Annotated in this window: 27 protein-coding genes and 1 tRNA gene; 12 read left to right on the top strand and 16 right to left on the bottom strand. The window is 62.3% G+C overall.

Annotated elements, in window-relative coordinates; translation table 11 throughout:
- Nucleotides 1-92: 92 nt before the first annotated feature.
- Nucleotides 93-1,277: a septal ring lytic transglycosylase RlpA family protein gene (locus ABMA32_RS19225; protein WP_349015483.1), complete on the bottom strand. Its 1,185-nt coding sequence runs from the start codon at nucleotides 1,275-1,277 to the stop codon at nucleotides 93-95.
- Nucleotides 1,278-1,868: 591 nt separating this feature from the next.
- On the opposite strand from ABMA32_RS19225, the gene ABMA32_RS19220 reads away from it, so the two are divergent.
- Both ABMA32_RS19220 and ABMA32_RS19215 read left to right on the top strand, forming a co-directional pair.
- Complete coding sequence (locus ABMA32_RS19220; RefSeq protein ID WP_349015392.1) at nucleotides 1,869-2,276, top strand: hypothetical protein; 408 nt, start codon at nucleotides 1,869-1,871, stop codon at nucleotides 2,274-2,276.
- Between the two features lie 64 nt (nucleotides 2,277-2,340).
- Nucleotides 2,341-2,964, top strand: coding sequence for an alpha/beta hydrolase family protein (locus ABMA32_RS19215; RefSeq protein ID WP_349015391.1), 624 nt, complete (start codon nucleotides 2,341-2,343; stop codon nucleotides 2,962-2,964).
- Nucleotides 2,965-2,980: 16 nt separating this feature from the next.
- Here the strand turns inward: ABMA32_RS19215 and ABMA32_RS19210 are convergent, their stop codons facing one another.
- A complete protein-coding gene (locus ABMA32_RS19210; protein ID WP_349015390.1) occupies nucleotides 2,981-3,286 on the bottom strand; it encodes an SH3 domain-containing protein in 306 nt (101 codons plus the stop codon).
- A 72-nt stretch (nucleotides 3,287-3,358) separates the two neighbouring features.
- Between ABMA32_RS19210 and ABMA32_RS19205 the strand changes: the two genes are divergently transcribed.
- Complete coding sequence (locus ABMA32_RS19205; RefSeq protein WP_349015389.1) at nucleotides 3,359-3,598, top strand: hypothetical protein; 240 nt, start codon at nucleotides 3,359-3,361, stop codon at nucleotides 3,596-3,598.
- Here ABMA32_RS19205 and ABMA32_RS19200 read toward each other — a convergent pair.
- Complete coding sequence (locus tag ABMA32_RS19200) at nucleotides 3,595-4,383, bottom strand: alpha/beta fold hydrolase (protein ID WP_349015388.1); 789 nt, start codon at nucleotides 4,381-4,383, stop codon at nucleotides 3,595-3,597. The two genes, ABMA32_RS19205 and ABMA32_RS19200, sit on opposite strands and share 4 nt — an antisense overlap.
- Nucleotides 4,384-4,502: 119 nt before the next feature.
- Here ABMA32_RS19200 and ABMA32_RS19195 point away from each other — a divergent pair, with 119 nt between their 5' ends.
- From ABMA32_RS19195 to ABMA32_RS19185, 3 genes are all read left to right on the top strand, one after another.
- Nucleotides 4,503-4,742 (top strand): HP1242/YdcH family protein, encoded by a 240-nt coding sequence (locus ABMA32_RS19195; protein ID WP_349015387.1) that lies wholly within the window; start codon nucleotides 4,503-4,505, stop codon nucleotides 4,740-4,742.
- Between the two features lie 187 nt (nucleotides 4,743-4,929).
- Nucleotides 4,930-5,727 carry a hypothetical protein gene (locus ABMA32_RS19190; RefSeq protein WP_349015386.1) on the top strand — a complete coding sequence of 266 codons (798 nt, stop codon included), beginning with the start codon at nucleotides 4,930-4,932 and terminating at the stop codon, nucleotides 5,725-5,727.
- 190 nt (nucleotides 5,728-5,917) lie between these two features.
- Nucleotides 5,918-6,007, top strand: a tRNA-Ser gene (locus ABMA32_RS19185).
- 161 nt (nucleotides 6,008-6,168) lie between these two features.
- Here ABMA32_RS19185 and ABMA32_RS19180 read toward each other — a convergent pair.
- From ABMA32_RS19180 to ABMA32_RS19150, 7 genes are read right to left on the bottom strand one after another with little or no spacing between them, the layout of a single operon-like run.
- Complete coding sequence (locus tag ABMA32_RS19180) at nucleotides 6,169-7,254, bottom strand: LacI family DNA-binding transcriptional regulator (RefSeq protein WP_349015385.1); 1,086 nt, start codon at nucleotides 7,252-7,254, stop codon at nucleotides 6,169-6,171.
- Between the two features lie 41 nt (nucleotides 7,255-7,295).
- Entirely contained in the window at nucleotides 7,296-8,570 is a 1,275-nt protein-coding gene (locus tag ABMA32_RS19175) for an amidohydrolase family protein (protein WP_349015384.1), read from the bottom strand.
- A complete protein-coding gene (allE, locus tag ABMA32_RS19170) occupies nucleotides 8,557-9,315 on the bottom strand; it encodes a (S)-ureidoglycine aminohydrolase (protein WP_349015383.1) in 759 nt (252 codons plus the stop codon). The genes ABMA32_RS19175 and allE overlap by 14 nt, the downstream gene beginning before the upstream one ends.
- Nucleotides 9,312-10,361 carry an aminopeptidase gene (locus tag ABMA32_RS19165; RefSeq protein ID WP_349015382.1) on the bottom strand — a complete coding sequence of 350 codons (1,050 nt, stop codon included), beginning with the start codon at nucleotides 10,359-10,361 and terminating at the stop codon, nucleotides 9,312-9,314. Before ABMA32_RS19165 ends, allE begins: the two co-directional genes overlap by 4 nt.
- On the bottom strand, nucleotides 10,358-11,761 hold the full coding sequence (locus tag ABMA32_RS19160) for a dihydroorotase (protein ID WP_349015381.1): 1,404 nt from the start codon (nucleotides 11,759-11,761) through the stop codon (nucleotides 10,358-10,360). The genes ABMA32_RS19165 and ABMA32_RS19160 overlap by 4 nt, the downstream gene beginning before the upstream one ends.
- Entirely contained in the window at nucleotides 11,758-13,068 is a 1,311-nt protein-coding gene (locus tag ABMA32_RS19155) for an amidohydrolase family protein (protein ID WP_349015380.1), read from the bottom strand. The genes ABMA32_RS19160 and ABMA32_RS19155 overlap by 4 nt, the downstream gene beginning before the upstream one ends.
- A gap of 7 nt (nucleotides 13,069-13,075) precedes the next feature.
- A complete protein-coding gene (locus ABMA32_RS19150; RefSeq protein ID WP_349015379.1) occupies nucleotides 13,076-13,768 on the bottom strand; it encodes a pyroglutamyl-peptidase I in 693 nt (230 codons plus the stop codon).
- A gap of 272 nt (nucleotides 13,769-14,040) precedes the next feature.
- On the opposite strand from ABMA32_RS19150, the gene ABMA32_RS19145 reads away from it, so the two are divergent.
- Together ABMA32_RS19145 and ABMA32_RS19140 are read left to right on the top strand one after the other, a co-directional pair.
- On the top strand, nucleotides 14,041-15,672 hold the full coding sequence (locus ABMA32_RS19145) for an ABC transporter substrate-binding protein (RefSeq protein ID WP_349015378.1): 1,632 nt from the start codon (nucleotides 14,041-14,043) through the stop codon (nucleotides 15,670-15,672).
- Between the two features lie 182 nt (nucleotides 15,673-15,854).
- Nucleotides 15,855-17,036: a lipopolysaccharide biosynthesis protein gene (locus tag ABMA32_RS19140; RefSeq protein ID WP_349015377.1), complete on the top strand. Its 1,182-nt coding sequence runs from the start codon at nucleotides 15,855-15,857 to the stop codon at nucleotides 17,034-17,036.
- 28 nt (nucleotides 17,037-17,064) lie between these two features.
- Here ABMA32_RS19140 and ABMA32_RS19135 read toward each other — a convergent pair whose 3' ends face one another.
- The 4 genes from ABMA32_RS19135 to ABMA32_RS19120 all read right to left on the bottom strand — a co-directional run bounded on the left by ABMA32_RS19135 (nucleotide 17,065) and on the right by ABMA32_RS19120 (nucleotide 21,636).
- Nucleotides 17,065-18,102 carry a glycoside hydrolase family 25 protein gene (locus ABMA32_RS19135; RefSeq protein ID WP_349015376.1) on the bottom strand — a complete coding sequence of 346 codons (1,038 nt, stop codon included), beginning with the start codon at nucleotides 18,100-18,102 and terminating at the stop codon, nucleotides 17,065-17,067.
- Nucleotides 18,103-18,256: 154 nt separating this feature from the next.
- Nucleotides 18,257-18,466 (bottom strand): hypothetical protein, encoded by a 210-nt coding sequence (locus tag ABMA32_RS19130; RefSeq protein WP_349015375.1) that lies wholly within the window; start codon nucleotides 18,464-18,466, stop codon nucleotides 18,257-18,259.
- A 147-nt stretch (nucleotides 18,467-18,613) separates the two neighbouring features.
- A complete protein-coding gene (secD, locus tag ABMA32_RS19125; RefSeq protein WP_349015374.1) occupies nucleotides 18,614-21,139 on the bottom strand; it encodes a protein translocase subunit SecD in 2,526 nt (841 codons plus the stop codon).
- Nucleotides 21,140-21,246: 107 nt separating this feature from the next.
- Complete coding sequence (locus tag ABMA32_RS19120; RefSeq protein WP_349015373.1) at nucleotides 21,247-21,636, bottom strand: hypothetical protein; 390 nt, start codon at nucleotides 21,634-21,636, stop codon at nucleotides 21,247-21,249.
- Nucleotides 21,637-21,824: 188 nt separating this feature from the next.
- Here ABMA32_RS19120 and chrA point away from each other — a divergent pair, with 188 nt between their 5' ends.
- Both chrA and ABMA32_RS19110 read left to right on the top strand, forming a co-directional pair.
- Entirely contained in the window at nucleotides 21,825-23,015 is a 1,191-nt protein-coding gene (gene chrA, locus ABMA32_RS19115) for a chromate efflux transporter (protein ID WP_349015482.1), read from the top strand.
- A 214-nt stretch (nucleotides 23,016-23,229) separates the two neighbouring features.
- Complete coding sequence (locus tag ABMA32_RS19110; protein ID WP_349015372.1) at nucleotides 23,230-23,484, top strand: YjhX family toxin; 255 nt, start codon at nucleotides 23,230-23,232, stop codon at nucleotides 23,482-23,484.
- A gap of 49 nt (nucleotides 23,485-23,533) precedes the next feature.
- Here ABMA32_RS19110 and ABMA32_RS19105 read toward each other — a convergent pair whose 3' ends face one another.
- Nucleotides 23,534-23,965 carry a CBS domain-containing protein gene (locus tag ABMA32_RS19105; protein WP_349015371.1) on the bottom strand — a complete coding sequence of 144 codons (432 nt, stop codon included), beginning with the start codon at nucleotides 23,963-23,965 and terminating at the stop codon, nucleotides 23,534-23,536.
- Between the two features lie 108 nt (nucleotides 23,966-24,073).
- Nucleotides 24,074-24,787 (bottom strand): rhomboid family intramembrane serine protease, encoded by a 714-nt coding sequence (locus ABMA32_RS19100; protein ID WP_349015370.1) that lies wholly within the window; start codon nucleotides 24,785-24,787, stop codon nucleotides 24,074-24,076.
- A 390-nt stretch (nucleotides 24,788-25,177) separates the two neighbouring features.
- Here ABMA32_RS19100 and ABMA32_RS19095 point away from each other — a divergent pair, with 390 nt between their 5' ends.
- Together ABMA32_RS19095 and ABMA32_RS19090 are read left to right on the top strand one after the other, a co-directional pair.
- A complete protein-coding gene (locus ABMA32_RS19095) occupies nucleotides 25,178-25,816 on the top strand; it encodes a PAS domain-containing protein (protein ID WP_349015369.1) in 639 nt (212 codons plus the stop codon).
- 117 nt (nucleotides 25,817-25,933) lie between these two features.
- Nucleotides 25,934-26,551, top strand: coding sequence for a PilZ domain-containing protein (locus ABMA32_RS19090; RefSeq protein ID WP_349015368.1), 618 nt, complete (start codon nucleotides 25,934-25,936; stop codon nucleotides 26,549-26,551).
- The last annotated feature ends 176 nt before the right edge of the window (nucleotides 26,552-26,727 follow it).

Here is a 26,727-nt window from a genome sequence, read left to right as displayed (position 1 = left end):
TGAGGCTTCAGACCTACCAGTCCGCAATGCCGGCGATCAACAGCCGGCACCAGAAATCGCGCGTTTGTGTTCAGGTTTGATGGCGACGAGTCTCAGTCGCGCACCACGATCGCATCGGGCGCACCATGCGACCACGCCGCCTCGAGCAGGTCGTCGACCGACTGGCGGCCATCGGCCCTTAGGTTGACGCCGTACCACATGACGTTGTCGATCTCGGTTTTCTCGATTTCGGTGCGACCGTAGCGGGCAAGCTCCTTTGCCAATCTGTCGGCCTCGGCGGCATCGGTAAAGCTGGCGGCGGCGATATAAGCCTCGCCCTCAGGCACCAGACCATCGTTCATGCGTTTCCACGACTGCGAAACTGCATCGGGCGTCAGGCTTCCGAGGGCGGCGAAAGCGCCGGCTGAACGGCTGCCCTTGTCGTCTGCGTAGGAAAGCGATGCCATTGCTACCTGCATTTGCCCCAGTCCATCCGGAGCCGGACGCTCCGGCGCGATCGGTCCCTCGGCAGGTAGTGCAAGGCCGCTCGTGCCAGTCGCCATCATGTCGAACGGTGCGCCTGAGGATCCGACATCGGTGGTCGGCGTCGGTCCATTCATGGCGATCATCACGCCGGTCGGCATTCCGTCGGACGGATCGGGCGCGCGGTTGCCCGGCCTATACGAAGCCATCAGGTACTGGTCATCCTCGCCGTCCAATGGCGCCCGGCCGACATATTCGACCTTCACCTTGGCTGTGCCGGTGTGCGTATAGTCCAGCATTTCCGCCGCGCGCTTCGAAAGATCGATCAGGCGGTTGTGCGAATAGGGACCGCGATCGTTGACACGCACGATCACGGAGCTGCCGTTCGCGAGATTGGTGACGCGGGCATAGCTCGGCAGCGGCATGGTCGGGTGCGCCGCCGTCAGATGCGTCATGTCGTAGATTTCGCCGTTGGCGGTCAGGCGGCCATGGAACGCGTCGCCATACCACGAGGCGAGGCCGGTCTTCTTGTAGCCCTTCTCTTCCTTTGGATAGTAAACCTTCCCCTTGACCTTGTAGGGCTTGCCGACCTGCTCGCGGCCGCCGCCACGCGGCAGGTTGGACTTGAGCATCGTGACGCGCGGGCTTGCCTTCACGCCATATTCCGACTCGGCGAAGTACTCCTTCGACCGCTTCTTGACGCTAACCTCTGCAGTCGGCTGGGATGATGTGCAGGCCACCAGGAAACCCGCGGTGGCAGCGATTGCAACGATCGTAGAGGCGCCGCGCAGGCGCGAGCGCGCCGGAATCAGAATTCTCAAAATCGTCCCCTGCGACCCGCGAAGTCCGCCGCTAAAAACTTGTCCCTACCCCTCAATATGCACGGGAAGAATTAGCAGCCTGTTAAGCGAATATGTCGAGAACGGGGCGGCAATGTGGCGGAAGCGTCGCCACGCGCCGGTGCTTGCCTTGTCAGACCGGCAATGTCACCGTGGACTATGCCTGTTCCGTGGCGGACTCTGATTCAGGAGGCGATGATGCGGTTGTTGCACGTTGCGTTTGTCTGCTCTGCGATCCTGGCCGGTTCGATACCGTCGTTTGCCCAGGAGATCGCGCCGGTCTACGTCGATCCGACACAACCGCAATGCGAAGGCGAGGATTGCCCGCCTCATCCTGCCGTCACCTGCGAGGGCGAGAATTGCCTTCCTGCGCAAGAAAATCCCGCACAGGAGTGCGAGGGCGAGAACTGCATGCCCTCGGCAAGCGGCCCCATGGAAAGCTGCGAGGGTCAGGACTGCGAGCTGGCTCCGCCAGCTGAATAGGCGCTGCCTCTTTCTTTCCCAATTCCCGGCCAAGTGACGCCGCGATCATGAACGATCCTGCATGCGTCCACTGGAGGGACGGTGATGCTGAAAACTGCGCTTGTGGCGATGACGATCGTCGGTTGCGATTGCGACGCGAAGCTCTGCGAATTCGTTTCGGAGACGCCAGCCCAGTGGGCGACCGTTGCAGAATGCGAAGCCGACATGAGTGCACAGGTCATACGCGCGCCGGGCTTCGACTACCCGCTCGTCACCGGCATATGCCGTGCGGTCTCCGACCCTGCCGAGCCGGCACAGCAGCCTCCGGCCACGGCGCTGGCAGCGCTGGAACAGGAAGATGGCCGCTCGCTCTACGACGCTGTCCTGGCCCGCGGTGGCGATGTCCTGCATGGGACCGCCAAAGGCTATGACGTGGTCAAGGCCGGCATCGCCTGGACTGCTGATCGCGTAGCGCCGTCTGCGCTCGTCGCATGGTTGCCGGGCGCGGAATAGGCGAGGCTGACCTTCCACGATCCGGCTGCTATCCTCGCTGCCTTCCAGAAGGGATGGGACGAGCATGATCTTTGACGGACCATCGGATGCCGGGACGACGATCCTGCTTGCGCACGGCGCCGGCGCGCCGATGGATTCCGCATCCATGACCGCCTCCGCCAAAGCGCTCGCCTCGGCCGGCTTTCGCGTCGCTCGGTTCGAGTTCGGCTACATGGCAGCCCGGCGTTCCGGCATCCGCAAGCCACCGCCGCGTGCCGAGGCGGTCATTCCAGAATATCTGGCGGCCATCGACGCGCTGAACGCCAAAGGGCCACTGATCATTGGCGGCAAATCGATGGGCGGACGTGTTGCCAGCATGATGGCCGAAGATGCCTTCGCCGCAGGCAAGATCGCCGGCCTGCTCTGCCTCGGCTACCCGTTTCACCCACCGGGTAAGCCCACGCAACTCAGGACGGCGCACCTCGAACACCTGAAGACGCCTGCCCTCATCGTCCAGGGAACCCGCGACGAGTTCGGAACCAAGGAAGAGGTGGCCGGCTACAGCCTTTCCGACCGGATCGAGCTGCTATGGCTGGAAGACGGTGACCACGACCTGAAGCCTCGCAAAGCCATCTCCGGGTTCTCAGCCGCTGATCACCTCAAGACCATTTCCGGCGCCGTCGCAGACTGGGTCCGCCGCATCACCTGACGACGCAATCCGCGCGTCAATAGTTGCAGGAGTTGCGTATCCACTTTGCGCTGGCCCAGCCGTCGATGCCCCCTATGGCGACGCGGTACCAGTTGCCCTGCCGGCCCATGATCTCGGTCTTGTCGCCATTGAAGAATTGCCCAACCATCCGCGCCGAAGATTTGGGCTGCGACCTGACTGCCAGGAAGCCCGTTCCCTTGGCCAGGTTGTACGTCGACGAAAGGCCGAAGACAGTGCCTTCGCAATATTGAGCGGACGCTCCGCCGGAAAGCATGAGGAGCCCCAGCACGGTGGTCGCCGATAGTTTGCTCAAGCTTTTCAAAATGCCCCTCCCCGAGCCGAATTCGTCGCGACACGCTATCACCTGCCGCGCCCATGTCCACGGAAAGCCTCGGTGAAGCCCGAAACCATCGCCCAACTCGTCGCGATCGCACTCGTCGTTCCCATGATCGCGCTTGAGGTCCATCTCATTCGCGAAGCGCTTGCGAACGGCGTGCTGCCCTCGCGCGGGCGTTCGTACGACCGTAACCGCGAGCCCGGAGCCTTCTGGTTCGCCGTTGCCTTTCACGCCGTCTGCATCGCAGGTTTGACTGCGATCGGCGGCTATTCGGCCTATCGTCTGATTTCTGGCTAATTCCGGCCGGCGATGCTGATGAAGCGATCCAACATGGCATTGACCTGATCAGGCACTTCCAACTGGCAGAAGTGCCCAGAACCGACGGTCTGCCCCACCATGAGCTGCGGCACCAGTTCGAGCAGACCGGGCATGTATGACCGCGGTACCGGCTCGTCCGCCATGATGAACAGGCTCGGCACAGCTATCCGCCCGCGCGCAGAGGACGGGTCGTAGTCGCGCAACCCCTCCATGGCTCCCAGCATCACATGCGCCGGCGCATTTCCCATGCGCCTGAGGATGTCGCTCTTTCGCACGGGATCGTCGGTCGCGATGAACAACGCCGAACTCACATACTCGCGCGCGACGGCAACGCGGTCCGGCCCAGCAAGCCTTTCGCAGATACCACCGATCGCCTTCAGCGCGCCGGCGGACCGGAAGACGGCGGAATCGATCATCACGATCGCGCCTGTCAGGTCTGGATATCTCGCAGCAAGATTGAAGGCGATGATGCCGCCCATGCTGTGGCCGACGACAACCGGCCGTTCCAGCGCGAGTTCCCGCAGGCACCAGGCCACGTCGTCGGTAAAAACCTCCATCGAATAGGCGCCATGCGGTGCGTCGCTCTCGCCGTGGCCCCTGAGGTCGAGCGCCACCACGCGGTGGCCCAAGCCGACGAGATGGTCGAACTGTGGTTGGAAAAAGCTGCGGTCGCAGCACCAGCCATGAATGAGCACAACCGGGTGGCCGCGCCCGCCGCTGTCGGCGTAGGCCAGTTTCGTACCGCCGCGTTCAAGCACCTGCATCGTCAACCGCCCTCCCCTCGTGACAGCCCGTACGACGTGAACAATGCGACGGGATTGACCCAAGTCAATGCGGCGCGTGACCCGCAGCCTAGGGTTGGAACGGAAAACAAGGAGGCAGCATGTCCAACACGCCACACACGCTCGGCGAAGAGTTCCCGGGCCAGCTCGACGCCATTCATGCGCTGAAGGGCAAGCACCCGGAATTCGCCCGATTGCTGGAGGAATACGACGAGGTCAACGACCGTATCCATCGGGCCGAAACCCGCATCGAGCCGGTCGGCGATGATGTCGAAACGTCGCTTCGCAAGACACGCCTTGCGCTCAAGGACAGGATTGCCGCGGCGCTCGAAACCTCCTGAACAGCGATGCGCAAGATCTGGATGGCCGTTATCCGTAGGCTGCCATCCACCTGTCGGGCAACCACCGACAGGAGGCGATGCCGTCCATTTGTGGTGGTCTGGTGCTCTTTTTCGATGACTGGCTCGGGGCTATAGGTGTCGGCGACACAAGCCGCCGCCCTTATTGCCCTCCAGTCCCGTCGAGTACATGCCCTCTTCATACGCCAGTCACACGATTGCCGACGGCAAAGCCAGCCGCCCTGCCTACACCGTGGGAACGCTAGTCACCGATTGGGCGCTTTACGACAAGATGATTCAGTCGATGCGCGAACGCGGTTTCGGCGACGACTGCGAATTTCTGACCGTCGACAACTCATCCGGCAACCAGGCAGACGCCTACACCGGTCTGAACCGCATGTTGAACGATGCGCGGGGCCGGACGATCATTCTTTGCCACCAAGACGTCGAACTGGTTGACGACGGTCGCGAGCAGCTCGACCGATGCCTTGCCGAACTGGAAGCGATCGATCCCGCCTGGGCTATCGCCGGCAACGCCGGTTGCGACGGCTTCCATGTCATGTATCTATGCGTATCGAGCGCGACCGATACCTATCGTTCGCCGGACCTGCCAAAGCGGGTCCACAGTCTCGACGAGAACTTCCTTGTCATCCGGCCGGAAGCCCGTCTTTCCTTTTCGCGCGACCTCGCGGGCTTCCATATGTACGGCGCCGATATTTGCACGATCGCCGACATACTGGGCTGGAACGCCTACGTGATCCCGTTTCACCTCGCCCACTACGGCGAAGCAAAGATGGGAGAGCCGTTCAGGCAATGCGAAGTCGCCTTCGTGGCGAAATGGCGTCGAGCCCTGCGCCACAGGCAGTTGCAGACGACGGTCGTCCATCTCCTTCTTGTCGGCGAGAACTGCCCTGCATGGTACGCGTGGCTGAAGCGCAAGTGGACCCGAGCCGCCGCCCGCTGGCGCACCGGACGTCTGGTGTGCTAAGGCTTCTTCGTCGCTATTTCCCCAGGAAGCCTGCGCGACAGCTAAATCCAGCCAAGCCAAAACATTCAACGCGAGATCATTGACGGCGAAACGCGCGGCGCTATAAGCGGCTCTTCGTAAGCTGAACGGTTGCAAATCGCTTCAATGAGATTTTCCGTAACCCTCACGGGTCGGAATAACCTACCCGTTCGGAGAGGTGGCCGAGTGGTTTAAGGCAGCGGTCTTGAAAACCGCCGTAGGGGAGACCCTACCGTGGGTTCGAATCCCACCCTCTCCGCCACTGCGTCCTCTCCGCCACTGCGTCTTGTTATCTATATGATGTTAAACGACAAATTTTTGTGGGGTATTTCCACCCCCACTTCTATCCCCACTATAGCCGATTGCATACGCGACAAGTCGAAGGCTTTGGCTTCGAATCTATTGTGTTTGACCATCGTCGATTCAGCGGCCCTTACCCACTGCCCGAAAGGCACCACGGCGTCGATTGGCTGGACCCAGAGAAATGGTACTTGAACGAATGCGCAAAACGGCGTCCGAACGGCATGGCCCTTCGATCTGTTCGCCATTGATCATTCGCAGCAGCATGGAAACAGCCATTCTCGCTTGAGTCTCAGGTTGCAGATCGATTGCCGTAAGCGGAGGCTCAGTCCACTCACACCCTGGGCTGTCGATCCCCAGAGCGACGAGGACGTCGGTCGGAATGCGTACATTGGCTTCGCGACAGGCCCGCAGCACACCTTCACGGTATTGTTCAGCTATCGCCACAATGGCATCCGGACGATCGCCGCCTTCACCCAGTAGTTCGAAGGTTGTCCGATGGAGGTCGTTGTGAGTCTGGTCCAGTGGAACGAGCCGGATGGTTTCAGCGAGGCCGTGTTCTGCTACCCATTCCCGATAGGCGGAGACGCTTTCCATCGCCCAGGACCAGCTCGAATCCGCGCCGATAAACGCGATTTGCCGCGCGCCCTGATCATGCAGATGATCGAGAAGTTTACGCATGTTGACGCCGTGATCGCTGACGACGGCCGCACGCCGGTCAGGCCGGCCAACATCCCGCTCCAGCGTCACCACCGGCGTACCCATGCGTTCGAGCGCAGTCAGGCGCTCGTCATTGCGCACCGGGTCGCAAAGCACTACGCCGTCCGCCTCAAGCAGCCGCCAGCCGTCTTCGCCTTTCATCTTCGGCGGCGTCAGGGTCAGCGCGAAACCTGCGTCGAAGGCAGCGGTCGCCGCAACCCTCGCGAACGTCATGTAGAAATCCAAGTCCAGCATCGGCACCGCGCCGTCATCGACCGTGGGCAGGACCAGTGCGATCGTGCCCGAACGGCCGAGCCTGAATGCCTGTGCCGATCGGCTCGTCCGATAGCCAAGCCGATCCGCTGTTCGCTGCACGAGATCGCGTGTCTTCTGGCGCAGCTTGCCGGTGCCGTTCAGCGCCGCGGAAACCGTGCTGGCCGACAGGCCGATTTCGCGCGCGACATCGTGGATTGTAACGCGCCTCTGCGGTGTCTGGCTCTGCTGTGACATCAATCCCGTTCCTCCCGGAAACCGACTCCCGTGGGAGCCTGTCAGTAATGCCTCTCGATCACAACACTGCGCGATGCCACCACCTTCCCATGACGGACTGTGAGCCGTGAAGCAGGCTCGTTGCGCAACGCATGCAGCCTCTCGGCGGCTGAAAGGACCACGAAGGATGCCTCCGCGCCGGGTGCAAGTTGCATCGCAGGTCGGCCGATTGCAGCACGCGCCGAAGTCGTGACCATGCGCCAGGCTTCGTCAATGCCTTCTCCCTCGCGTCCGGCCAACGGCAGAGCATGCCAGCCGAATCGCGCCCGCTCAAGCGGGTCTAGCACGCTGAGCAGGTCCCAGTTGTCCTGATGGTTGCCGGTGCCGATTGCAACGTTGATCCCGGCGTCGAGCAGTTGGTTGGGCCGCGACACGCCGCGCCACGGATAGGATCCCTGAAGGTTGGTCGGGCAGACTGTAACCGAGATGCCGGCAGCCGCCACCTTCTCGATGACGCGAGCGGCATCCTCGTTGGAATAGGTCTCGAGCGCGCCGACATGGTTGGCGTTCACCAGCCCCTGCATGCCGTGCGCGACTGTCATCTCGGCCAGCGGCTCCAGCAGCCTTTCCGAAGGGTCCGTGAAATAGTCGATGTTGATATCGATCCCGACACCGAATTTTTCGGCAAGCTCGAATACCTGACGAAGATGCGCCAGCCGAGCATCCTCGTCGGGCTCGTTGTTCGGCCATCCGCCGACGCGGTCTGCCCCCATTGAGAGCGCGGCAGCCACAAGGTCATAGGCTTGCGGATCGCCGATAAGCCCTTCCTGTGGAAAAGCCGTAACGACCAACTCAATGATCTCCTCGCATGCTTCGCGCGCTGCCAGCACGCCTTCCACCGAGATCAGACTGGTGACGGAGTCGATGTCGGCCTGGCCTGCCACGAGGCCGACACCCTCGATAGCCAGCGCATGCATGAAGCGCGACGCGCGGTCCATCACGTCGGCATGCGTGAATCTCGCCTTCAGGTCGCGCTGGCGCTGCATCAGCACCGGGCGCGGACCGTCGGACGGCAGGCCGAGCCTTGCGATGTTCTCATGGCTGTAGACCTTGTCGGGATGGGTATGCGGTTCCGCGAAGGGCGACAGGACAAGGCCACCCTGCGCGTCGAAGCGCGATGTCGCCGTCACATTGGCCGCCGCGCCCGGACCGATCGCCGTTATGACGCCCTTGGCCACAATGATATCGACGATTTCGCCGGCGCTGCCGTCGATGCAGGCGCCCGACACGACAATGTCCGCCAGCGCGTTCGCATCGCCTTTCTCAAAATCCGTCACGGTTGACATCCTTGTAAAGAAGATAGCTCGACGGTCCCTGCCCGGTGGCCGTGAAGGCCTGCGTGCAATATGGCGCCATGTAGATGAAATCGTTGGCCTGAACGTCGACGTGGTCGCCGTCCAGGTGATAGATGCCGCCACCTTCGAGCATATAGAGGCCATGCTCCTGATGATGGATTTCGGCCATCCGGAACCTCGCCCCGCCCTTGAAGCGCATGATGTTCATGGCGAAGTCGAAACGGATGTCGTCGGGCAGCAATTGGCCCCAACTCCCATCGATGCCGTCGTCTTCGGTCCCGACGACTGCTGCGATCCGGCCCTCGACGACCGGCGGCGCGTCGATGCCGTCCACGGCGGAATATCGCTTTTTGACCCAAAGGAGCCGCGCAGCCCGGCTTGCCTTGATCAAGAAGGAGTTGCCTTCGGGCAGGAAGAGATAGTCGCCGCCGCCGAGCGTCCAGGACATATCGCCCTTCGAAGACGTCACAAATATCTCGCCATACAGGACGGCGATGAAGTTCTCGAACCCCACGCCCAGTGGAAGCGAGCTTCCGTCCCCCTTGGTCAGTGTCACGAGATATTCGCCGAACCGCGCAGGCGTGCCCTGCGGAGCGGCGAGCACTACAGCGGAGTATGGTGGCAAACCGGGCAGGCTGTTCGGCACCAGCGTATCCGGCGTCATCAGGTAGTAGCGGTTGCCGACGCGGCCTCGGCTGCTGCTCAAATGGTCATTGCGATAGGTCATAGACGCTTCTCGTCACGCTGAATCGGCACAGAGAGGGAAGGCGCGTCGACATAAGCGCCGTCCACGATCAACATCTGGCCGTCGAGTACTATCGTGGGGCGGTCGACAACGAGGTCGACATGCACTGATGAATGCCATTCCGCACCGGTCCAATCTCCGAAGGGATGCCCAAGTGCGATGTGGCAGCCCGGCACGTTTTCGTCGAACAACAGATTGCCGCAAAGGGCCGTCGACCCACGGTTCGTCCCGACTGCCAGTTCCCCGATCCGGCCCGCATGTTCATCGCGCCGGAACCAGTCGCGTAGGCTTGCTGCAAGATCGGCGTCGGGATGCGACAGGTCGGCCAGCCGTCCCTTTTCTATTTCGAAGCGCACCGGCTGCGCTAGTAGTCCGGTTGCCGCGTTGAAGGGGTAACCAAGAACCGACGCCGCAATCACGCCATCGGCGCTCAGCGGCGAACAGAATACCTCGCCCTGCGGCAGCCGGCCACGCTGGCCGGCTGAGTGGTAGAGCCCGGTCAACGGAATCCATGGCCGTTGGGGATCAAGTGTGAACAGGATGTCAGTGCCTAAGGCATTACTAATCGACACCTCGCGGGTTCCGGCGAGCCGTTGCCGCACCGCCTTGCTGAATGTTGCCACCTCGCGGTAGTCGGCAGCCATGCCGATACCAAGACTTATGGAATCCAGCGCTGGCATCTGGGCGTGACGTGCGCCGAGCACCTCCAGCTTCTGCCCGAAACGGGGTTCCCACGCCAAAAGATCGCCGGAGTCGCGCGCGGCAAACACAGTGACGGTCGGCCTAAATGCATCAAGCGCGCCTTCGATCGTTGCAAACGCGGCAACGAAATCGGTATCTACATCGCCGACCAACACCTTCGTCGTGCCGGCAATCGCCGAGGCCGCTCGTACGATGTAGTCGGCAAGTTTCTCCGTCGCCAAGTCGGTGAGGACAAGAACCCGGTCGGCGGCTCCGATCGCCAGGCAAGTGTGCACGAGTTCTTGCGCGCCGGCGATAAGATTTGCCTCCGTTACTGCTTCGTTCAATCGCCCACTCCCTCAAACGAGACGACAGGCGCGGCCGGCGCAAGGGAAAGAAACCGACCGTCACCGCCGGCCACCACGATCTTGCCACCAGAGACGAGGGTCTTTCCACGCAAGATGGTCGTATCAATGCGCACCCCAAGTGGACGCCCGTCATATGGCGACCATTTGTCGGGACCGAACTGTTGCTGCGCATCAACCTGATAGTTCCCGCCGGTCTGGAGGATGGCGAAATCCGCATCTGCCCCAACCGCGATGCGCCCCTTTCTAGGTGCTACCCCACACAAATCGGCTGGCCTGCTGGTGACGAGCGCGAGCGCCTCTGGCAGCGTCCAACCCCGGCGCAGCGCCTCGTCCAGAAACAGCGGTGCGAACTCGCGTACGCTCTGGATGCCGAACGGTCCGTCAAGCGCATTGATATCCGCGCGAACCTTGTCCACCACCCGGTAAGGGCAATGGTCCGACGCGATGACGTCGATAAGCCCATCCCGCAAACGCTGCCACAGTCCTTCGACAGCGGCGCGGGAGCGCAGCGGCGGCGCGCAGAGCGCCCGCCAGCCCAATTCCGGGAGCGCATCGGAATCCAACAAGAGATGGTGCGTCATTGCCTCGCAACTTGCCTGCACGCCGCGCGCCCGCGCGGCATCGACGAGATCCACGGATTCCGGAACGGAAAGATGCACTAGGTGAACCGCTCCGCCGGTCTCTTCTGCAATCTCCAGCACGTGGCGCACCGCCTGCACTTCGATTTCCGGCGCGCGAGACGCCAGGACAGCTCCATAACCGGTTCGACCTGCCTGTCTTTCCCGCGAGATCGTGGTTCTCAGCGCGTCGCGGTCTTCCGCATGGACAAGCACGAACCCGCCCTCACGCGCAACGAAGGCCAGACCCTTGCGCAAATCGTCGTCGGTCGCCGGAGGAAAATTCATGCTGTTGTCGGGCAGGAAGGCTTTGAACCCCAGCGCGCCCAGCGCGCGCTGTCCGCCAAGCTCGTTCAGGCTTGGTGCGGTCAGAGCTCCCCACAGCCCGAAATCGACGAAGGCGCGTTCGGCCGCCCGTTTGCGCTTGGCTTCATAGCGGGCGGCCGTTGTGGTCAGCGGGTTGGAAAAGGGATGCTCGATGACGAACGTGCATCCACCCAGCGAGGCATTGGCCGTACCGAAATGGAAGTCCTCCGCAAGGTCTATGGCGGGATTGTCGAAATGCACGTGCACGTCGATGAACCCGGGCGCAACGACATCCGCCCCGGCATCGATCACGCGCGCTGCGGACGACGGAGCCTCGGCGTCGCGGCCCGGCATGATACCCACAATACGCCCTTCGCCAACCAGAACGGTGGCAGGACGGAGTTGGCCATCCAGAAGGACGCGTTCGCCCCGGACAACCAGATCGACGGCGGTCACGAGGTAACCTCTTCAGCCCTGAAGGTTGCCTTGCTGAAGCCCGACAGGGGAAAGCGCTCCTCGATCTTGCGCCGGGCAACCACGCGGCCGCGCTTGATCGTGGTGATGCCGCCTCCAGGCTGGCTGACGGCCTCGACCCTGCTGCGCGCGCCAAGCAGCACGAGGTCAGCGACCATGCCGACATGGACGTCGGTCGCGGTCTCCGCCGAGGCTTGGGCGCGATCCCGATTGTCGAGCGCATGCGCCGCGCCGCCAGAAACCATGTGCCAGACCGCATCGACCTCATCATCCCGGAAGCCGCCGCCCACAACCGCCATGTAGATGCGGTCCAACGGATTCAGCGTTCCCAGCGAGTACCAGCCGTCGTTGAGATTGTCAGACCCCACGATCACCTCCACCCCGGCCTTGCGCAGGAGGTGTGGTCGCGCCATCCCCCGCGGACCGCCATCCAGCAGGTTCAGCGGAATGACCGCGACGCGGACGTCGGCCGCCGCGACCTTTTCCGCGACGCAAGGAGCATCGTCGCGATAGCACTCGATGCCGCAGCAATGGCTTGCCATCACCCTGCCGTGGAACCCGCGCGCAATTGTCTCATCGGCGATAACTTCCAGCATGCGCTCGCGTTCGTCGAGCCAGCAGTCGGCATGGATATCGATATCCACGTCGAATTCCTCGGCGAGATCGAAGACGGTCGCGACATGCGCGCGCTGTGCCTGGTCGCCATCCTCGACATTCGGCCAGCCACCGATGTGGTTTGCGCCGGATTTCAGTGCTTCGCGCAGCAGGTCATGGGCTGCAGGATCGCGACCCAGTCCCTCTTGCGGAAACGCAACCAGATCGATGTCCAGAATCCCCGCCATCTCCTCGCGCGCCCGTAGCACCCCCTCGAATCCGCGCAGGCCGGCAATCGAATCCACGTCGATGTTGGCGCGCAGGCGTGTCACGCCATTCGCGACGGCAAGGTCGAAAGCGCGCCTTGCGCGCCGCGCCACCTGCTCCGCCGTAAACGACGCCTTGATCCGCGAAGAGCGCGCGAAATGATCGAGCCCGGCTGTTTCGGACGCCGGCAGGTCCGAGAGGCTGAAGGACTTGTCGGGATGAAGGTGAGGCTCGACAAAGGCGCGGGCGAGCAGGCCGCCCTCGGCCTCGATGACGGTGGATGTAGGCCCGTTTGACCCCATCATGGATGGGTGCTGCGCGCCGGGCTTCACTGCGTCGATGCGCGTGACCTTGCCGTCCTCCACAAGAACGTCATGGCGACCGGCAAGGCCGTGGATCGAGGCGTCTCTGATCAGAAGCGGGGTCATGTTACGATTACCATTCCCATTCGTTGGCAGGCTCGTTGAGATCGCCGTCGCCGTACCTCACGGCGGCCTCGATCGCGACCCGCAGCGCCTCGGCCTGCAACCGAAGATCCATGCTTGGACCGTTGCTGCCAGTCCTTGCGATATGCTCGGGCGTGTCGGGCAGATGGATGAAACCCGCCCGCATCGGCAGGCCGCGCTCGGCGATATAATGCAGCACCGTGTACATCACGGAATTGCAGCCATGCGTCGACGCCGAGTTCGACACCAGCGCCGGAATACCCTGCTCGCGCATCGCATGGGTCATCGCCTTGATCGGAAGCGTGGCGAAATAGGCGCTCGGGCCGCCCTTTATGACCGGCTCTCCCGCCGGCCGCCGACCGCCCCCGTCGGCGAACTGGAAATCCCGCACGTTCGCGGCGATCCTTTCGACGGTCACAGTTGAACGGCCGGAGAAGACACCCGTCGAAATCACGATTTCGGGCGGCGCTTCGCGCGTGGCTTCGAGGATTGGAAGAAGCGCCTCGGTCGGATGCTCATTCCACTGGAGCCCTCGTCCGATCACGCGTCGACCTGAGATCACTTCACCGTCCAGCTGCGCTGCCAGCAACGAACTCGGGTTCACCGGATAATGAAGGCCGGTCCGCTCGGCCGTATCGCCGAAAGCGCCGTTACCGGTAAGAAGCACCCATGGTTCGTGCATTGTCTCTCCCTGACCAAAACCCGCCGATGCGGGGAGCGTAGGATGCCCGCACAAGCCCCGCGCTCCTCCTCGCAGGACTTCCGTCGAGCCTCGTGATAGCCGATTAAATAGAAAAATGGAACGATACATTTTTTAAAAAGAACGTTCTTCTTTGTTGACAGGTCGAATGGTCGAGGCATTATTGATCTGCCCGCAGGCAGCCGCAGGATGCGCTTCCCAAGACGAATCCGCGCAACTCGGGCACGGTCACTAAAACAATAAAGGGGACAGCAATGGGTCGCGCAGCCGGGATATCCCGTAATGTACTTTTAGCAGCCGGTGCGCTTGCCGCATCAAGCGTCTTTACAGCCGTGGGTCAGGCCCAGTCGGAGGGCGCCGTACCGGAGCTCGTCGAACTCACGCCTGCGCCGAAAGGCGAACTGGACAAGATCGTCTGGGCCGTTTCGAGCGAGCCCGCCTCACTAGACTGGACCAGGAACGCCGATCTCGTAACCGGCTCCATCCTCGCCAATATGTGCGAGGGCCTTTTGCGGTTGGCGCCTGACCTGTCGCTGGAGCCTGCACTTGCCGAGAGCGTTGCGCATCCCGACAACAAGACATGGATCTACAAGCTCCGCGACGGCGTGAAGTTCCACGACGGAACCCCTTTGACCGCCGCCGACGTCGTCTTCAGCCTGAAGCGCAACATGGACCCGGCCGGCGGTTCATTCTGGACGGGTGCGTATGAGAAGGTGGCATCGATCGAGGCCACGGCTCCGCTCGAAGTGACGGTTCGCATGAGCGCACCCGACGAACTTTTCAATGCATACATGTCCAGCCCGGCGGGCGGCATCGACAGCGCGGCGACCGTACAGAAGCTCGGCTCGGAATATGGCACGCCGCAAGGTGGTGTGAACTGCGTCGGCCCCTACAAACTTGGGAGCTGGCAGTCTGGCCAGTCGATCACCCTCGAGCGCGACGACGACTACTTTGACGCTGCGCACCGCGCCAAGACAAAGACGGTCGAATTCGTCATCGTCCGTGACCCATCGGCCGTGGTCAGCGGGCTGCTTGCCGGTTCTATCGACGGAACCTGGAGCGTCGATCCGGCAGCAATCGAACGGCTGAATTCCAGCGGCGTCGGCAATGTTTATTTCGGCAAGAGCACGCAGGGCTACAACGCCATCGTGATGGACCCGACCGGCCCCCTCGCCGATCCGATCGTGCGCAAAGCCCTCTCGATGGTAATCGATCGCCAGGCGATCATCGACGTCGCCATCAAGGGCGCCGGCCTAGAACAGCGCGCGCCGGCCGTTCCCGGATCCTGGGGTTACGAGAAGGAGGCCTTCCAGGCCGCATGGGACGCCATCGAGACCGCGACGCTGGATGTCGAGGGCGCCAAGGCCTTGTTGGCTACCACGACCATGCCAACGAAGCCCATTGTCTTTGCGACCACGAATGCGGATGCGCGTTCGTCTCTGATCGCCGCAGAAATCCAGTCAGCGGCGGCGAAGATCGGCCTGAACGTGGAGCTGAAGCTCGTCCCTGCCGATCAGTATTATGCGGTCTATACCGATGCAGCGGCCCGCAAGGGTGTGGACCTGTTCCTGACTGGCTGGGGCACCGACTTCGCAGACCCCCTGCAGATGTACCGCTATTTCGCGACCGGCAACTTCTACAACTTCTTCGGCTTCTCGAACCCGGAATACGACGCTCTCATCGAAGCTGCGGGCAGCCAGTCCGACCTTGCCGAGCGCGCCAAGTCAGTCATCGCGGCGCAGAAGATAGTGGTCGGTGAAACGCTTTGGATCCCCCTCTACGCGCCGTACAACACCGTCTTCCTGAATGCGCGCGCGACCGGAACGCCGGCGTCCTACATGCAGCTTCATGCTCCTTGGGCCGCCAAGATCGGTGCAACGGAATGACCTCCTGGGGCGTACCGGTCGCCAAGCGTATCGGATCGCTGCTTACAGTCCTGTTCGCCACGTCCTTCATCGACGATCCCCGAAAAAGGATGGGCGTGCTGTCACGGCTGCGATCGAAAGATCGGGACGCCGCCGCTTGGGCGCTCGTGGACCAGATACTATGGAGCGTGACGAACTTCGCCATGCTGGTGCTGGTCGCCTCCGCGCTTGGCGCGAGCCTGTTCGGATCGTTTGCAGTAGGCTGGATGGGGATATTGTTCTCGCTCAGCCTGCAGATGGCAATGGTCACCGCGCCCACGATAACGCATCGTCCGCGGGTCCACCGCAGCCGCCACCCTCATTACGACCGCGCTGTGCTCGAGCATGCATTCCTGCTCGCTTCCTTCTGCGCACTCGTCCTGACTGCAGCGCTCGGGCTCTGGGTTACCATGGTGGAGCAAAGAGGGTTTTCGTCGGTTGAGTTCGCGGTCTTCTTTTTTGCTGTGCTTGCGAGCGGGTTGCACGAACAGTCCCGGCGACAGGCATTCGTCCGCGACACCCCAAGGCAAGCCGTCGTCCTTGATGTCGGCCGCAGTGCCGCTCTGATCGGAGCCTTGTGCCTGTGCCGCTTGATGCAGGTGTCGCTGACGCCGACCCAAACGTATCTTTTCATCGCCCTGGCGTCCGCGGCGCCTCTCGCCTACGCGTTCGGCTCGGGTATTGGAAAAACGAGTGGCAGGATCAGGCGGCATGTCGCGCGCCGGCACATGCCTGCGTCGTTCAGGCTCGGCGTTATGACTGCTACCGAATACGTCGCCCTCAATCTGCCGCTGCTGGCCCTTGGCCTGTTCGGATCCTCGACGGCGCTAGGCCAGATCAGGGCGTTGACCAGCATAGCCCAGATCGTACAGATCCTGCCCCGTTCGCTGGAAACCGTGCTTCCCCACCAGCTCAGGGCGGCGTTTCTGGAGGGGCGATTTGAAACCACGAGGTTCGTCACGATAGCGACGATATCATTCGGGGTACTGCTCCACGCCATTCTCTTCGTGGTATTTTTCATAGCCCACGATTTTATCGTGACCACATTGTTCGGCGAGGATTTCTCGTCCTCGTCCTATCTGCTTCCAATTTTTGCCGGCGCTTCGCTGCTGAGCTACATTTTCTCTGTCCAGAGAAGCATTTTGATCGCGACCAATCGACCGCGGATCGCGATGCAGGCGAGACTTTACTCCCTGTTCGTATCCGTAGCCTTGTCGGTCACGATCGTGCCATTTGCGGAGCAGACAGGCACCGCGATCGCTCTCCTTCTTGTCGAGTTTGCCGTTGTGGTGGCGAGCTACCAGGCCCTGCTGCTTTCTTTTGGCCGGGGTTATAGCAACCACTGAACTCAAGAACTTTGCTGACTCTGATGTGTCAGTTGGCGGCCATGCGCGAGTTCGTGTGCGTGGCTTTGGCGACCCAGCTCCACCACTGCTTCTCGCTGCCATTGAAGACGTTGAGGTCGATCTTCTCGTTCACGCCCTGCGACAGGCCGGAGCCGGAATACTGCCAGAACACCCAGTTGCGGCCCGGATAACGTACGGAAGGATGCGCGGCGACGGAGCGAAGCCAGAAGGGATAGTCGAGGAATTCGCCCTTGAGATTGTCGGCATAGAAGTCGGGCGCGGTGTAGATGACCGGGCGCTGGCCGTAATAGGCCTCAAGCCGATCCATGAAGACCTGCATCTTCTCGATGGTCTTGGCGCGCGACAGGCGGCGCTTGCAGCTCGACAAATGGTTGTATTCGACGTCTATGACCGGCGGCAGTGCGCCCTCTACCTTCGGTACGTTTCGGATGAACCAGTCGGCCTGCTCGCTGGCAGCGCGGCACCAGTAGAAGAAGTGGTACGCGCCACGCTTCAGGCCGGCCCTGTGAGCTCCATCCCAGTTCTTGCGGAACATCGGGTCGAGGTGGTCGCCGCCGTCGGTGGCCTTGATGTAGACGAAGTTGGCGCCCTGGCTGCGCAGCGTCTGCCAGTCGATGTTGCCCTGCCAGCGCGACACGTCCACGCCATGGACCGGGAAATCCTGCGGCTTCACCTTGCCGAAGTTGATCGGCTTGGCATCGCGGAAGCGGTGCCTGGTGACCTTCTTGCTGCCTTTGTAGACCGCCTTCTCCGGCATGGCGAGCGCGATGTCCTCGGCGGCCTCGACCGCCCTCGCCTGCTTGCCGCCGACCAGCGCGCTTGGTGTGACGGCCGGCATGCCTGTTTCGGCGAGCGCCTCCATCTCAGACGACATCGGCGTCATGGTCTCGGCGACGGCTTCCGCCGGACGCGGGATGGCGGCGGTCGTTTCCTTGGACGGTTTCAGGCTAGCCAGACCGAGGCTGTCGATGCCCGACGTCGAGCTGCAACCGGCAAGTCCGATGGCGGAAATTCCCAGGCATGCCAGGAGAACGAGCGAACGCATGAGACCCCGTACGCGATACAAGAAACAAAGGCGGACGGGTCTGCACAAAAAAACCCGAAGCCGAATCGCTACTGGGAAAATACCAACAAAGTTTGAATCAAAGTCTTAACAGCCGGCGCGCGATCCGCGTATCGCGCGCCTCAGAGCGAAATAATCACGAGCAGAAGCTGCCGGCCTGGCAAGCTGCAATGACATGCGCCGGAGGGATCATTTGTTTATCCATAAGCCGGCGGCGGTCGCGTTCGAGCATCCGTCGCAGATCGTCCGGCCGCACCTGATCGCGTGCCATCACGAGTTGCACCATCGGATCGCCAAGCAGTTCGTCCAGTTTTGTCTTTCTGCTCTCGCTCATCTTCGCCTCCACGAAAGCACCCCGCTTTGGCGTAGATAGGCAGCCAATGGTGACGAGCCAATGATCCTTAGACGGCAATCTCGTGACTTTTTTTGGAAAAAGGCTCCGACCCTGGAAAAGTAAACGGGCCGCCGCCAAAACCGCAGCCCGTTTTCTCGATCACGCAGGCTTTACGGCGCTTGTGTCGATGTGCGCGGCCTCGCGTTCGCGGCGATGCTTCCACCAGTCGCCCAGCAGCAGCAGAATCGGCGCGGCGATGAATATCGACGAGGTCGTGGCCACCACGACGCCGAATACCAGCGGTATCGCGAAGTTCTCCACGGCGCTGCCGCCCCAGATCGCCATCGGCAGCATGGAGAGCAGAATGGCGACCGAGGTGTAGACGCAGCGCGCGAACACCTGGTTGATACTCATGTCGATCACCTCGCGGAGCGGCATCTTCTTGTAGAGCCGCAGGTTCTCGCGCATGCGGTCGTACACCACCACCTTGTCATTCACCGAATAGCCGATGATGGTGAGCAGCGCGGCGATAGCCGTCAGGTTGAAGTCGAGCTGGAACAGCGCAAAGAAGCCGACCATCTTGGTGGTGTCCAGAACGAGCGTCGCGATCGCGCCGATCGCGAAGTTCCATTCGAAACGCCACCAGATGTAGATCAGCATCGCCACCGCTGCGAGCACGACGGCCAGGATGCCGGATTGCGCCAGTTCGCCGCTAACCTTCGGGCCGACAACGTCGGTCTTATCGAACTTGACCGCCGGGTCGAGCTTCAGCACCGCGTCCTTGACCGCATCGACCGCGCGCGTCTGCGCCTCTTCGCCGCCGTCCTGGCGCTGGACGCGGATCAGCACGTCGTTGTCGACGCCACCGACCTGTTGCAGCGTGACCTCGCCGACGCCGATCTCGGATAGCGTGCTGCGAAGAGCCGCTAGGTCTGCCGGCTTCGAGGTCGTGATCTCGACCTGGATGCCGCCCTTGAAATCGATGCCGTAGTTGAGGCCCGGCTTGAAGAACAGGCCGACCGAGGCGAGCGACAGCAGGATCGATGTCGCGATGCCGAGGTAGCGCCCCTTCATGAAGGCGATCGACGTTTTTTCCGGGAAGAACCGGATCAACGGCTCGATCTTGATGGTCTTCATCTTCCGCCTGCGGACGACCGACGCCATCATGATGCGCGTCACTGAGACGGCCGTGAACATCGACAGGCAGGTGCCGAGGAACATCGTCACCGCAAAACCCTTCACCGGGCCGGAGCCGAACATGAAGAGCAGGCTGGTGGCGATCAGCGAGGTGACGTTGGCGTCGACGATGGTCGAATAGGCACGCCGGAAGCCGTTGTCGAGCGCGGCGAAGGCGCTCAGGCCCTTCTTCGCCTCCTCGCGTATTCGCTCGTTGATCAGGATGTTGGCGTCCACCCCGAAGCCGATACCGAGGATGATGCCGGCGATGCCGGGCAAGGTCAGTGTCGCGCCGATGATGTTGAGGACGCCGAAGGTCAGTATCAGGTGCAAAAAGAGCGCGAAGTTCGCGATCATGCCCCACGAGCCGTAAAGTGCGACGATGAACAGCGCGACCGCCACGAAACCGGCAATGCCTGTATAGATGCCCATCTTGATGACGTCGCCACCGAGATCCGGGCCGACGGTCCGCTCCTCGATGACGGTGAGCGGCGCGGGCAATGCGCCGGCACGCAGAAGAGCTGCGAGTGTCGAGGTTTCCTCGACGGTGAAGTTGCCGCTGATCTGGCCGGAACCGCCGGTGATCGGCTCGCGGATGACCGGTGCGGACAGCACCTTGCCGTCAAGCACGATCGCGAAGGGCTTGTCGACGTTGGCCTGCGTGATCTCGGCGAACTTGCGCGCGCCGATGGAATCGAAGCGGAAGGTGACGAGCGGCTCCCGGGTGCGCTGGTCGAAGCTGGCGCGGGCGTCGGTCAGGTGCTCGCCGTCAAGCGCGACGCGGTCCTCTACGGGATACTGCGCGCCGCTCTTGGCGTCGGGCAGCATGGTGACGCCGGGCGGTACCTGCTCTCCATTGGCGGTATCCGCCAGCAGGTGGAACGTCATCTTGGCGGTGGAGCCGAGAAGCTGGCGCAGCCGCGTCGGGTCCTGCAGGCCGGGAAGCTGAACGAGGATACGATCCGAACCGACGCGCTGGATGGTCGGCTCGGCGACGCCAACCTGGTCGACGCGCTGACGCACGATCTCCAGGCTCTGGCGGATCGCGGAATCGATGCGATCGTTCATGCCCGCATCGGTGAGCGCGACCTTGATCGTCGCAGCATCGGTCGTGATGTCGAGATCCTTCATGCCACCGATGCCGATCGGGTTGGCGATAGCGGTGATGGCTTCAAGCGCCTTGGCGCGCTGGTCGGCATCGTCGATGGTGACGAAGAGCTGGCCCGACGAGATGCGCGCCGAGCGAGCATCGATGCGCTCCTTCCGAAGCGTCGCGCGCACGTCGTCGAGCAGCGAACGCAGGCGGTCTGTTTTGAGCGCGGCAGCATCGACCTCGAGCACGAGGTGGGAGCCGCCCTGCAGGTCGAGGCCCAGCGTGATCTGGTGTTTCGGCACCCAGCCGGGCAATGCGGCCAGTTGCTGTGGTGTGAACATGTTGGGAAGCGCGGCGAGCACGCCGGCCATGATGAGGATGACGTACGTCACCAGCACCCATCTTTGGGTTCGCATGGTCATTAAATCCTGTCGGTGGCTCCGTGCCGGCGCAATCAGCGCGCGGTTGGAGCCAAAACATCAAGAAGTGAGACCCGCAGGCGGGTCGCACCGGTCAATTCCGTTCAGGATTGGGCAGGAGGCGCGCGGGCGCTGAAGGACGCCGCGCGAAGCGGCGGCAGGAGTGAGACGACGGGTTGGTCGTGCGCGATTTCGACGGATGACGCCGGAAGTTCGAAGCCCGCGACGACAATCGCCTTGGCCTTGCCTTCGTCGGATGAAGACGACGTCGCGTCCTCGGATTCGGACAGATAGGTCTGTTGCTTGGAAAGGACTGGAACGGAGCGCTGGCCACCGGTTCCCGCGTCCACCGGTGCGGTTCGGACCGTCTGCGGTGCTGCGGGCGCGGATGACGCAAGCGGCCCGTAGCCGCCAGCCAGAAGCATGGCGACGAACAGGAAGAAGGCCGACAATGCGTCCGCGGCCCCTTTGCGATATGTGTCCGGCCGTTTCATCTTCTGGCGGCGGAAATCCGTTGCAAGGCTGCATATAGGCCCGAAATCGGGCAATAGATAGTCGGCAACGCAGCAATTTCCCTATGGCCTGCAACATGATCGTCATACACGCCAGCTAACGATCGTGCCGGGACATCTAGGTTCGGAGACGGAGGTTCGGATTGGCTACGGAAGACGCTAGCGTCGCAATGGGCAAGTCGGGTTCGGTCGGTGAGGTGTTCCGCGCCTTCCTGCTTCTCGGCGTGACGTCCTTCGGCGGACCGGTCGCGCATATCGGCTATTTCCGCGACGCCTTCGTTGTCCGCCGCAAGTGGATCGGCGACGCCGCCTATGCCGATCTCGTCGCTCTCTGCCAGTTCCTGCCCGGTCCCGCGTCGAGCCAGGTCGGAATGGCGATCGGCCTGCAGCGCGCTGGCTATGCCGGGCTTCTGGCCGCATGGGCCGCCTTCACCCTGCCCTCAGCCATCCTGCTTTTGCTGTTCGCCTGGGGCGCGTCCACGCTGGGCGCGGACATGGGTGCCGGCTGGATCGCGGGGCTGAAGGCGGCCGCCGTCGGTGTCGTCGCGCACGCTGTTCTCGGCATGGCATCGACGCTGACGCCCGACAAGGAGCGGGCAACCATCGCGGTGATCGCCATGGGTATCGTCCTGCTGGTACCAACCGCGCTCGGGCAGGTCCTCGCCATTGCAGCGGGCGCTGTGGCCGGACTTTTTTGGCTCAAGCCGTCCATGCCGCAGATCGGTCGTCACGAGCCTTTTGCCGTTCCGGTAAGCAGCACGGCCGGCGCCTGCTTTCTTTCGGTTTTCGCCATCCTGCTGGTGGCGCTGCCGCTGCTGGCCGGAGTATCAGGCAATCCCGTGCTCGAAATGATCGACAGCTTCTACCGCGCCGGCTCACTTGTCTTCGGCGGTGGCCATGTCGTGCTGCCGCTGCTGCAAGCAGAAGTCGTGGCGACGGGCCATGTGAGCGAACAGGCATTCCTCGCCGGATATGGAGCCGCGCAGGCCGTGCCGGGGCCGTTGTTCTCCTTCGCTGCCTATCTTGGCGCGGTCTACCAGACGCCCCCGACCGGTCTTGCAGGCGCTGCGATCGCACTACTCGCCATCTACCTGCCCTCGACGCTTCTGGTGATCGGAGCGCTGCCCTTTTGGGAAAGATTGCGGGCGGCGCCCCTGGCGCGCAAGGCGATGCTGGGCGTTAACGCCGCCGTCGTGGGCCTGCTCGCCGCGGCATTCTACGATCCTGTGTTCACCGCAGGGATAACGTCGCCGCTGACGATGGCGATCGCGGCTGCGTCCTTCGTTGCGCTTGCCGCATGGAAGGCTCCTGCATGGGCGGTTGTTGTGGCGGCGGGAGTTGCCGGCTTCCTGCTGCTTTGAAACGCTGGAGTTCCCGGGCGCGATCGGCTATAGGCCGACCGTTCCCAGGAGTTTGGATGCCTTCGTCCCGAGAGACCCGGTAAGGCCCTGACCTCGTAGCGAGGCAGGGCATGAAACCTGAAACCCCGTGCCGCGACCTAATCGCGGCGGCGGATTTTGGCGTTCGGCCGGCATTTGCGCCTCAGCGCGCCGGCATTACCCGGGAATTCTCATCATGGACATTTCGCGTTCGGAACAACGCGTCCTGCATCTGCTCGCGCAAGGCGGGCGCATCGAAATCGAAAAGGAAGGCAAGACCATAGCGGACGTCGTTTGCCTGACGCGTGACGGCTGGCGCTATCCAGGCGTCGACCTCGTGCTGTTCCGCAAGCTGAAGCGCAAGAAGGCGGTGTCGTCCACGGGCGGTGGTCCCTACCGCATCACGCGTCGCGGGTTGGAACTGGTGCGCGCGCAACTCGACAACTGCTGATGCACAAAGGCTTCCGCCGGTTCCGTCCGGCGGGAGCCTTTTTCGAGGCTCAGGCTGTCGCGATGTAGCTGCGGATATCCTCCGCCTCGCGTTCGACATCCTCGATGCGCTTCTTCACCACGTCGCCGATGGAGATGATGCCGTCGAGCTGCCCGTTCTTTTCGACGGGCAGGTGTCGGAAACGCCCGCGCGTCATGATTTCCATGACCTCGTTGACGGTGTGGTGCTCATTGCAGATATTCACCTTCGGCGTCATGACATCGCGCACGATGAAATCCAGAGCCGATGCGCCTTCCTTTCCGATGGTACGCACGATGTCTCGCTCCGAAAGGATGCCGACGATCTTGCGGTCGCCGTTGGTGACGACCAGCGCGCCGATCCGACGTTCGGCGAGGAGCCTGATGGCCTCCGATAATTTCTCATTGGGTCCCAGGGTCACGACGTCGTGCCCTTTGGCTTCGAGAATTGCCTTGACCGTCATAGCGTCCTCCTCCTGACTTCGTTTATCGACCCTTCGCTCCACCCCTTGTCCGGCCGAGTGATCGTGCCGCTTGAAAGCGGCCATTTCAAGAGGAAAGCCGGTCGGACGTCAGCCGTAGTAACGCCTGTCGAACAGGGAGACGAAGAAGAAGCCGACGACAAAGCCGCCGATATGGGCCTCCCAGGCAATCTGGCTTGCTTCTCCGGGGACAATGCCGACAACGCCCGTGACTACGTTGATGACCATCCAAACCGCCAGAAAGGCGACGGTGTTGCGCATGCGAAGGACTGTCATGATCGGCAGCACCGGCCCGTCGAAAGCGGGCTTGCCGGCGGAACGGTCGACCCGGAAGCCGAAACGAGCGGCGGCTCCCATCATGCCCGAGATTGCCCCGGAGGCCCCGATCAGTGGCGCCTGGCTGGTCGGGTAGATGACGAAATGCAGGGCGGCCGCCGCAAGCGACGTGACGATCCAGAAAAGTATGAAGCGCCCTGCTCCCAGCCGGTTCGCAAGCGGCGAGCCGAAGGCAGCCAGCCAGATCATGTTGACAAAGAGGTGCGCGACGCTGCCATGCAGTAGCGAATAGGTGACGGGGCCGAATACCGGATAGAAGTCGATCGCGATCCCCCCGCTGTAGAAGGCCGGGATGAAGGCCGCATGCAGGATCAGCCAGTAGTACTGCGCGTCATCGAGCACGTAGTCGGTGACGAGGAAGGTTCCGACACAGAGTGCGATGAAGGCGATGACAACCGCGGGCAGGTTGAAAACCGGCTCGCGTTTGTGCGGTTCATAATCGCGCGCGTCGGGCGCAGGCTCGGTCATGTCTGGCGTTCCGGTTTCTCTATACCGGCTGTAATCGACCGCCGTCGGAATCACAAAGGAATCCGGGAGCCGAATACGGGTCGATTTTGCTTAATGATTCGAATCAGCAACAAAAGAAAACCGCCCGAGGTTTCCCCCGGACGGTTGGTCGAGTCCCCCGACCCGTCCTAGAATTAGACTGGAAGTGCTGTCCAAGCCCCGAATGTTGTATGGCACAGGGCATTTGGCGGCACAACGTAAACCAAAAATTAACCTTAACGACCTTGCCCGGTTAACAACCCGAGAGGCAGGCTGGCACGCTTCCTGCGACGCCCCGCATGTAGGTCATCGGAGGGCGCCATTCTGTCCGGCGTTGGCACACCTGACGACCGACTAGACGGAGCATTTGGCATGAAGCAGGACGGATCGGTGGCGCTGTTCCATTATTGGAATCGGCTTCGTAAAGGTCGCCCCGCCCCCAAACGAACTGAAATCGAACCGGCCGACATCAAGTCGCTGCTGTCGGACACGTTTATCCTCGAGCGCGACATGCGCGGCAAAGCCATCTTCCGGCTGGCTGGAACACGCGTCTGTGCGACGCATGGCGGCGAACTCAAGAGCCTGTCCTTCACCTCGCTCTGGACCGAGCGGGATCAGGCCCTCATCGACCGGCTGGTGCGCAGCGTCTTCGAGTCCAACCATGTCATCGTCGTGACGTTAGACGGCCGGAGCAGGAACGGCCGTGCAAACCCGTTCGAGATGGTGATCCTGCCGCTCAACGGCGGTGTCGACAGCCCGCGCTGCATCGGCGCGATTTCGCCCTTGCGCAAGCCCTTCTGGCTGGGGGCCGACCCTATTGTCGAGGCGACGGTCGAATCGGTGCGCGTCGTCGATCCAGAACAGGAAGCGATGTTCCTGCGAGACCGGGCGGCAATCGACGTTCCCGCACTCTCTCCCATCGAACTTGAAAACCTCGGAACTACCGAGAATGCGGCGCCCCCCCGGCGTATTCGGCACCTCGTCGTGCTCGACGGAGGCCGCACGGAATAGGCATCAAAAGTAAATCCCTGATGCCGGAACGTTACCGCGCATTAACCTATTTGGCGGTAATGTCGCAGCATACATTCGCGTCCTGCGATAATGCTCCAGCGGAGGTCGAGGGATTTCATGAGGGCAGCGGCGATCGATCATACGCCGGCGATGGCCGAACGACGCAATTTTCAGCGCGTGCGCGTGAAGATTTACGGCCGCTTCATGCTGGAGGACCGCACCGAGCATCCCTGTCAGGTCATCGACATGTCGCCGGGCAACGTCTCGCTGATGTCGAAGCGCATCGGCCAGCCCGGTGAAAAGGTGATCGCCTATCTGGATCACATCGGCCGCGTCGAAGGTGTGGTTACGCGCACGCTGCAGGACGGCTTCGCGATGACGGTTGTCGCGTCGGAGCGCAAGCGCGACAAGCTTGCGGCGCAGCTCACGTGGCTCGCCAACAAGCACGAACTAGACCTGCCCGAGGATCGCCGGCATGAACGCGTCGCGCCGCGCAATCCTTTGAGCGTGCTTCAATTGTTGGACGGACGTCAGTATCCGTGCCGTGTCATCGACCTGTCCCTGTCAGGCGCGGCCATCGAGATAGAGGTGAAGCCGGCGATCGGCGTTCAGGTCACGCTCGGAACCATGCGCGGCCAGGTCGTGCGTCATTTCGAGGATGGCATCGCCATCGAATTCGCGGTCGTCCAGCGCGCCGAGTCCCTCGATGCCGAGTTCGGCGGCCGCCTCTCCTGATATCGGATTTTCGTGACTGTCACGCGGCGCGTCGGGCACATCGACGCGCCGTGCTGCATTCGTCCTGTGTATGGCATTCCCGCAGCGACAAAGGTTTAACCACGCTCGGCCACGGTTCGTTCGTGAACCTTTACAAGTCGTTCCTTATTTTACTCAAACATCGATAGCGGTCTTTG

This window comes from Mesorhizobium quangtriensis (assembly GCF_040081925.1).
In the GTDB taxonomy this organism is placed as follows: Bacteria; Pseudomonadota; Alphaproteobacteria; order Rhizobiales; family Rhizobiaceae; genus Mesorhizobium_K; species Mesorhizobium_K quangtriensis.
This window is presented reverse-complemented; position numbering and strand designations above follow the sequence as displayed.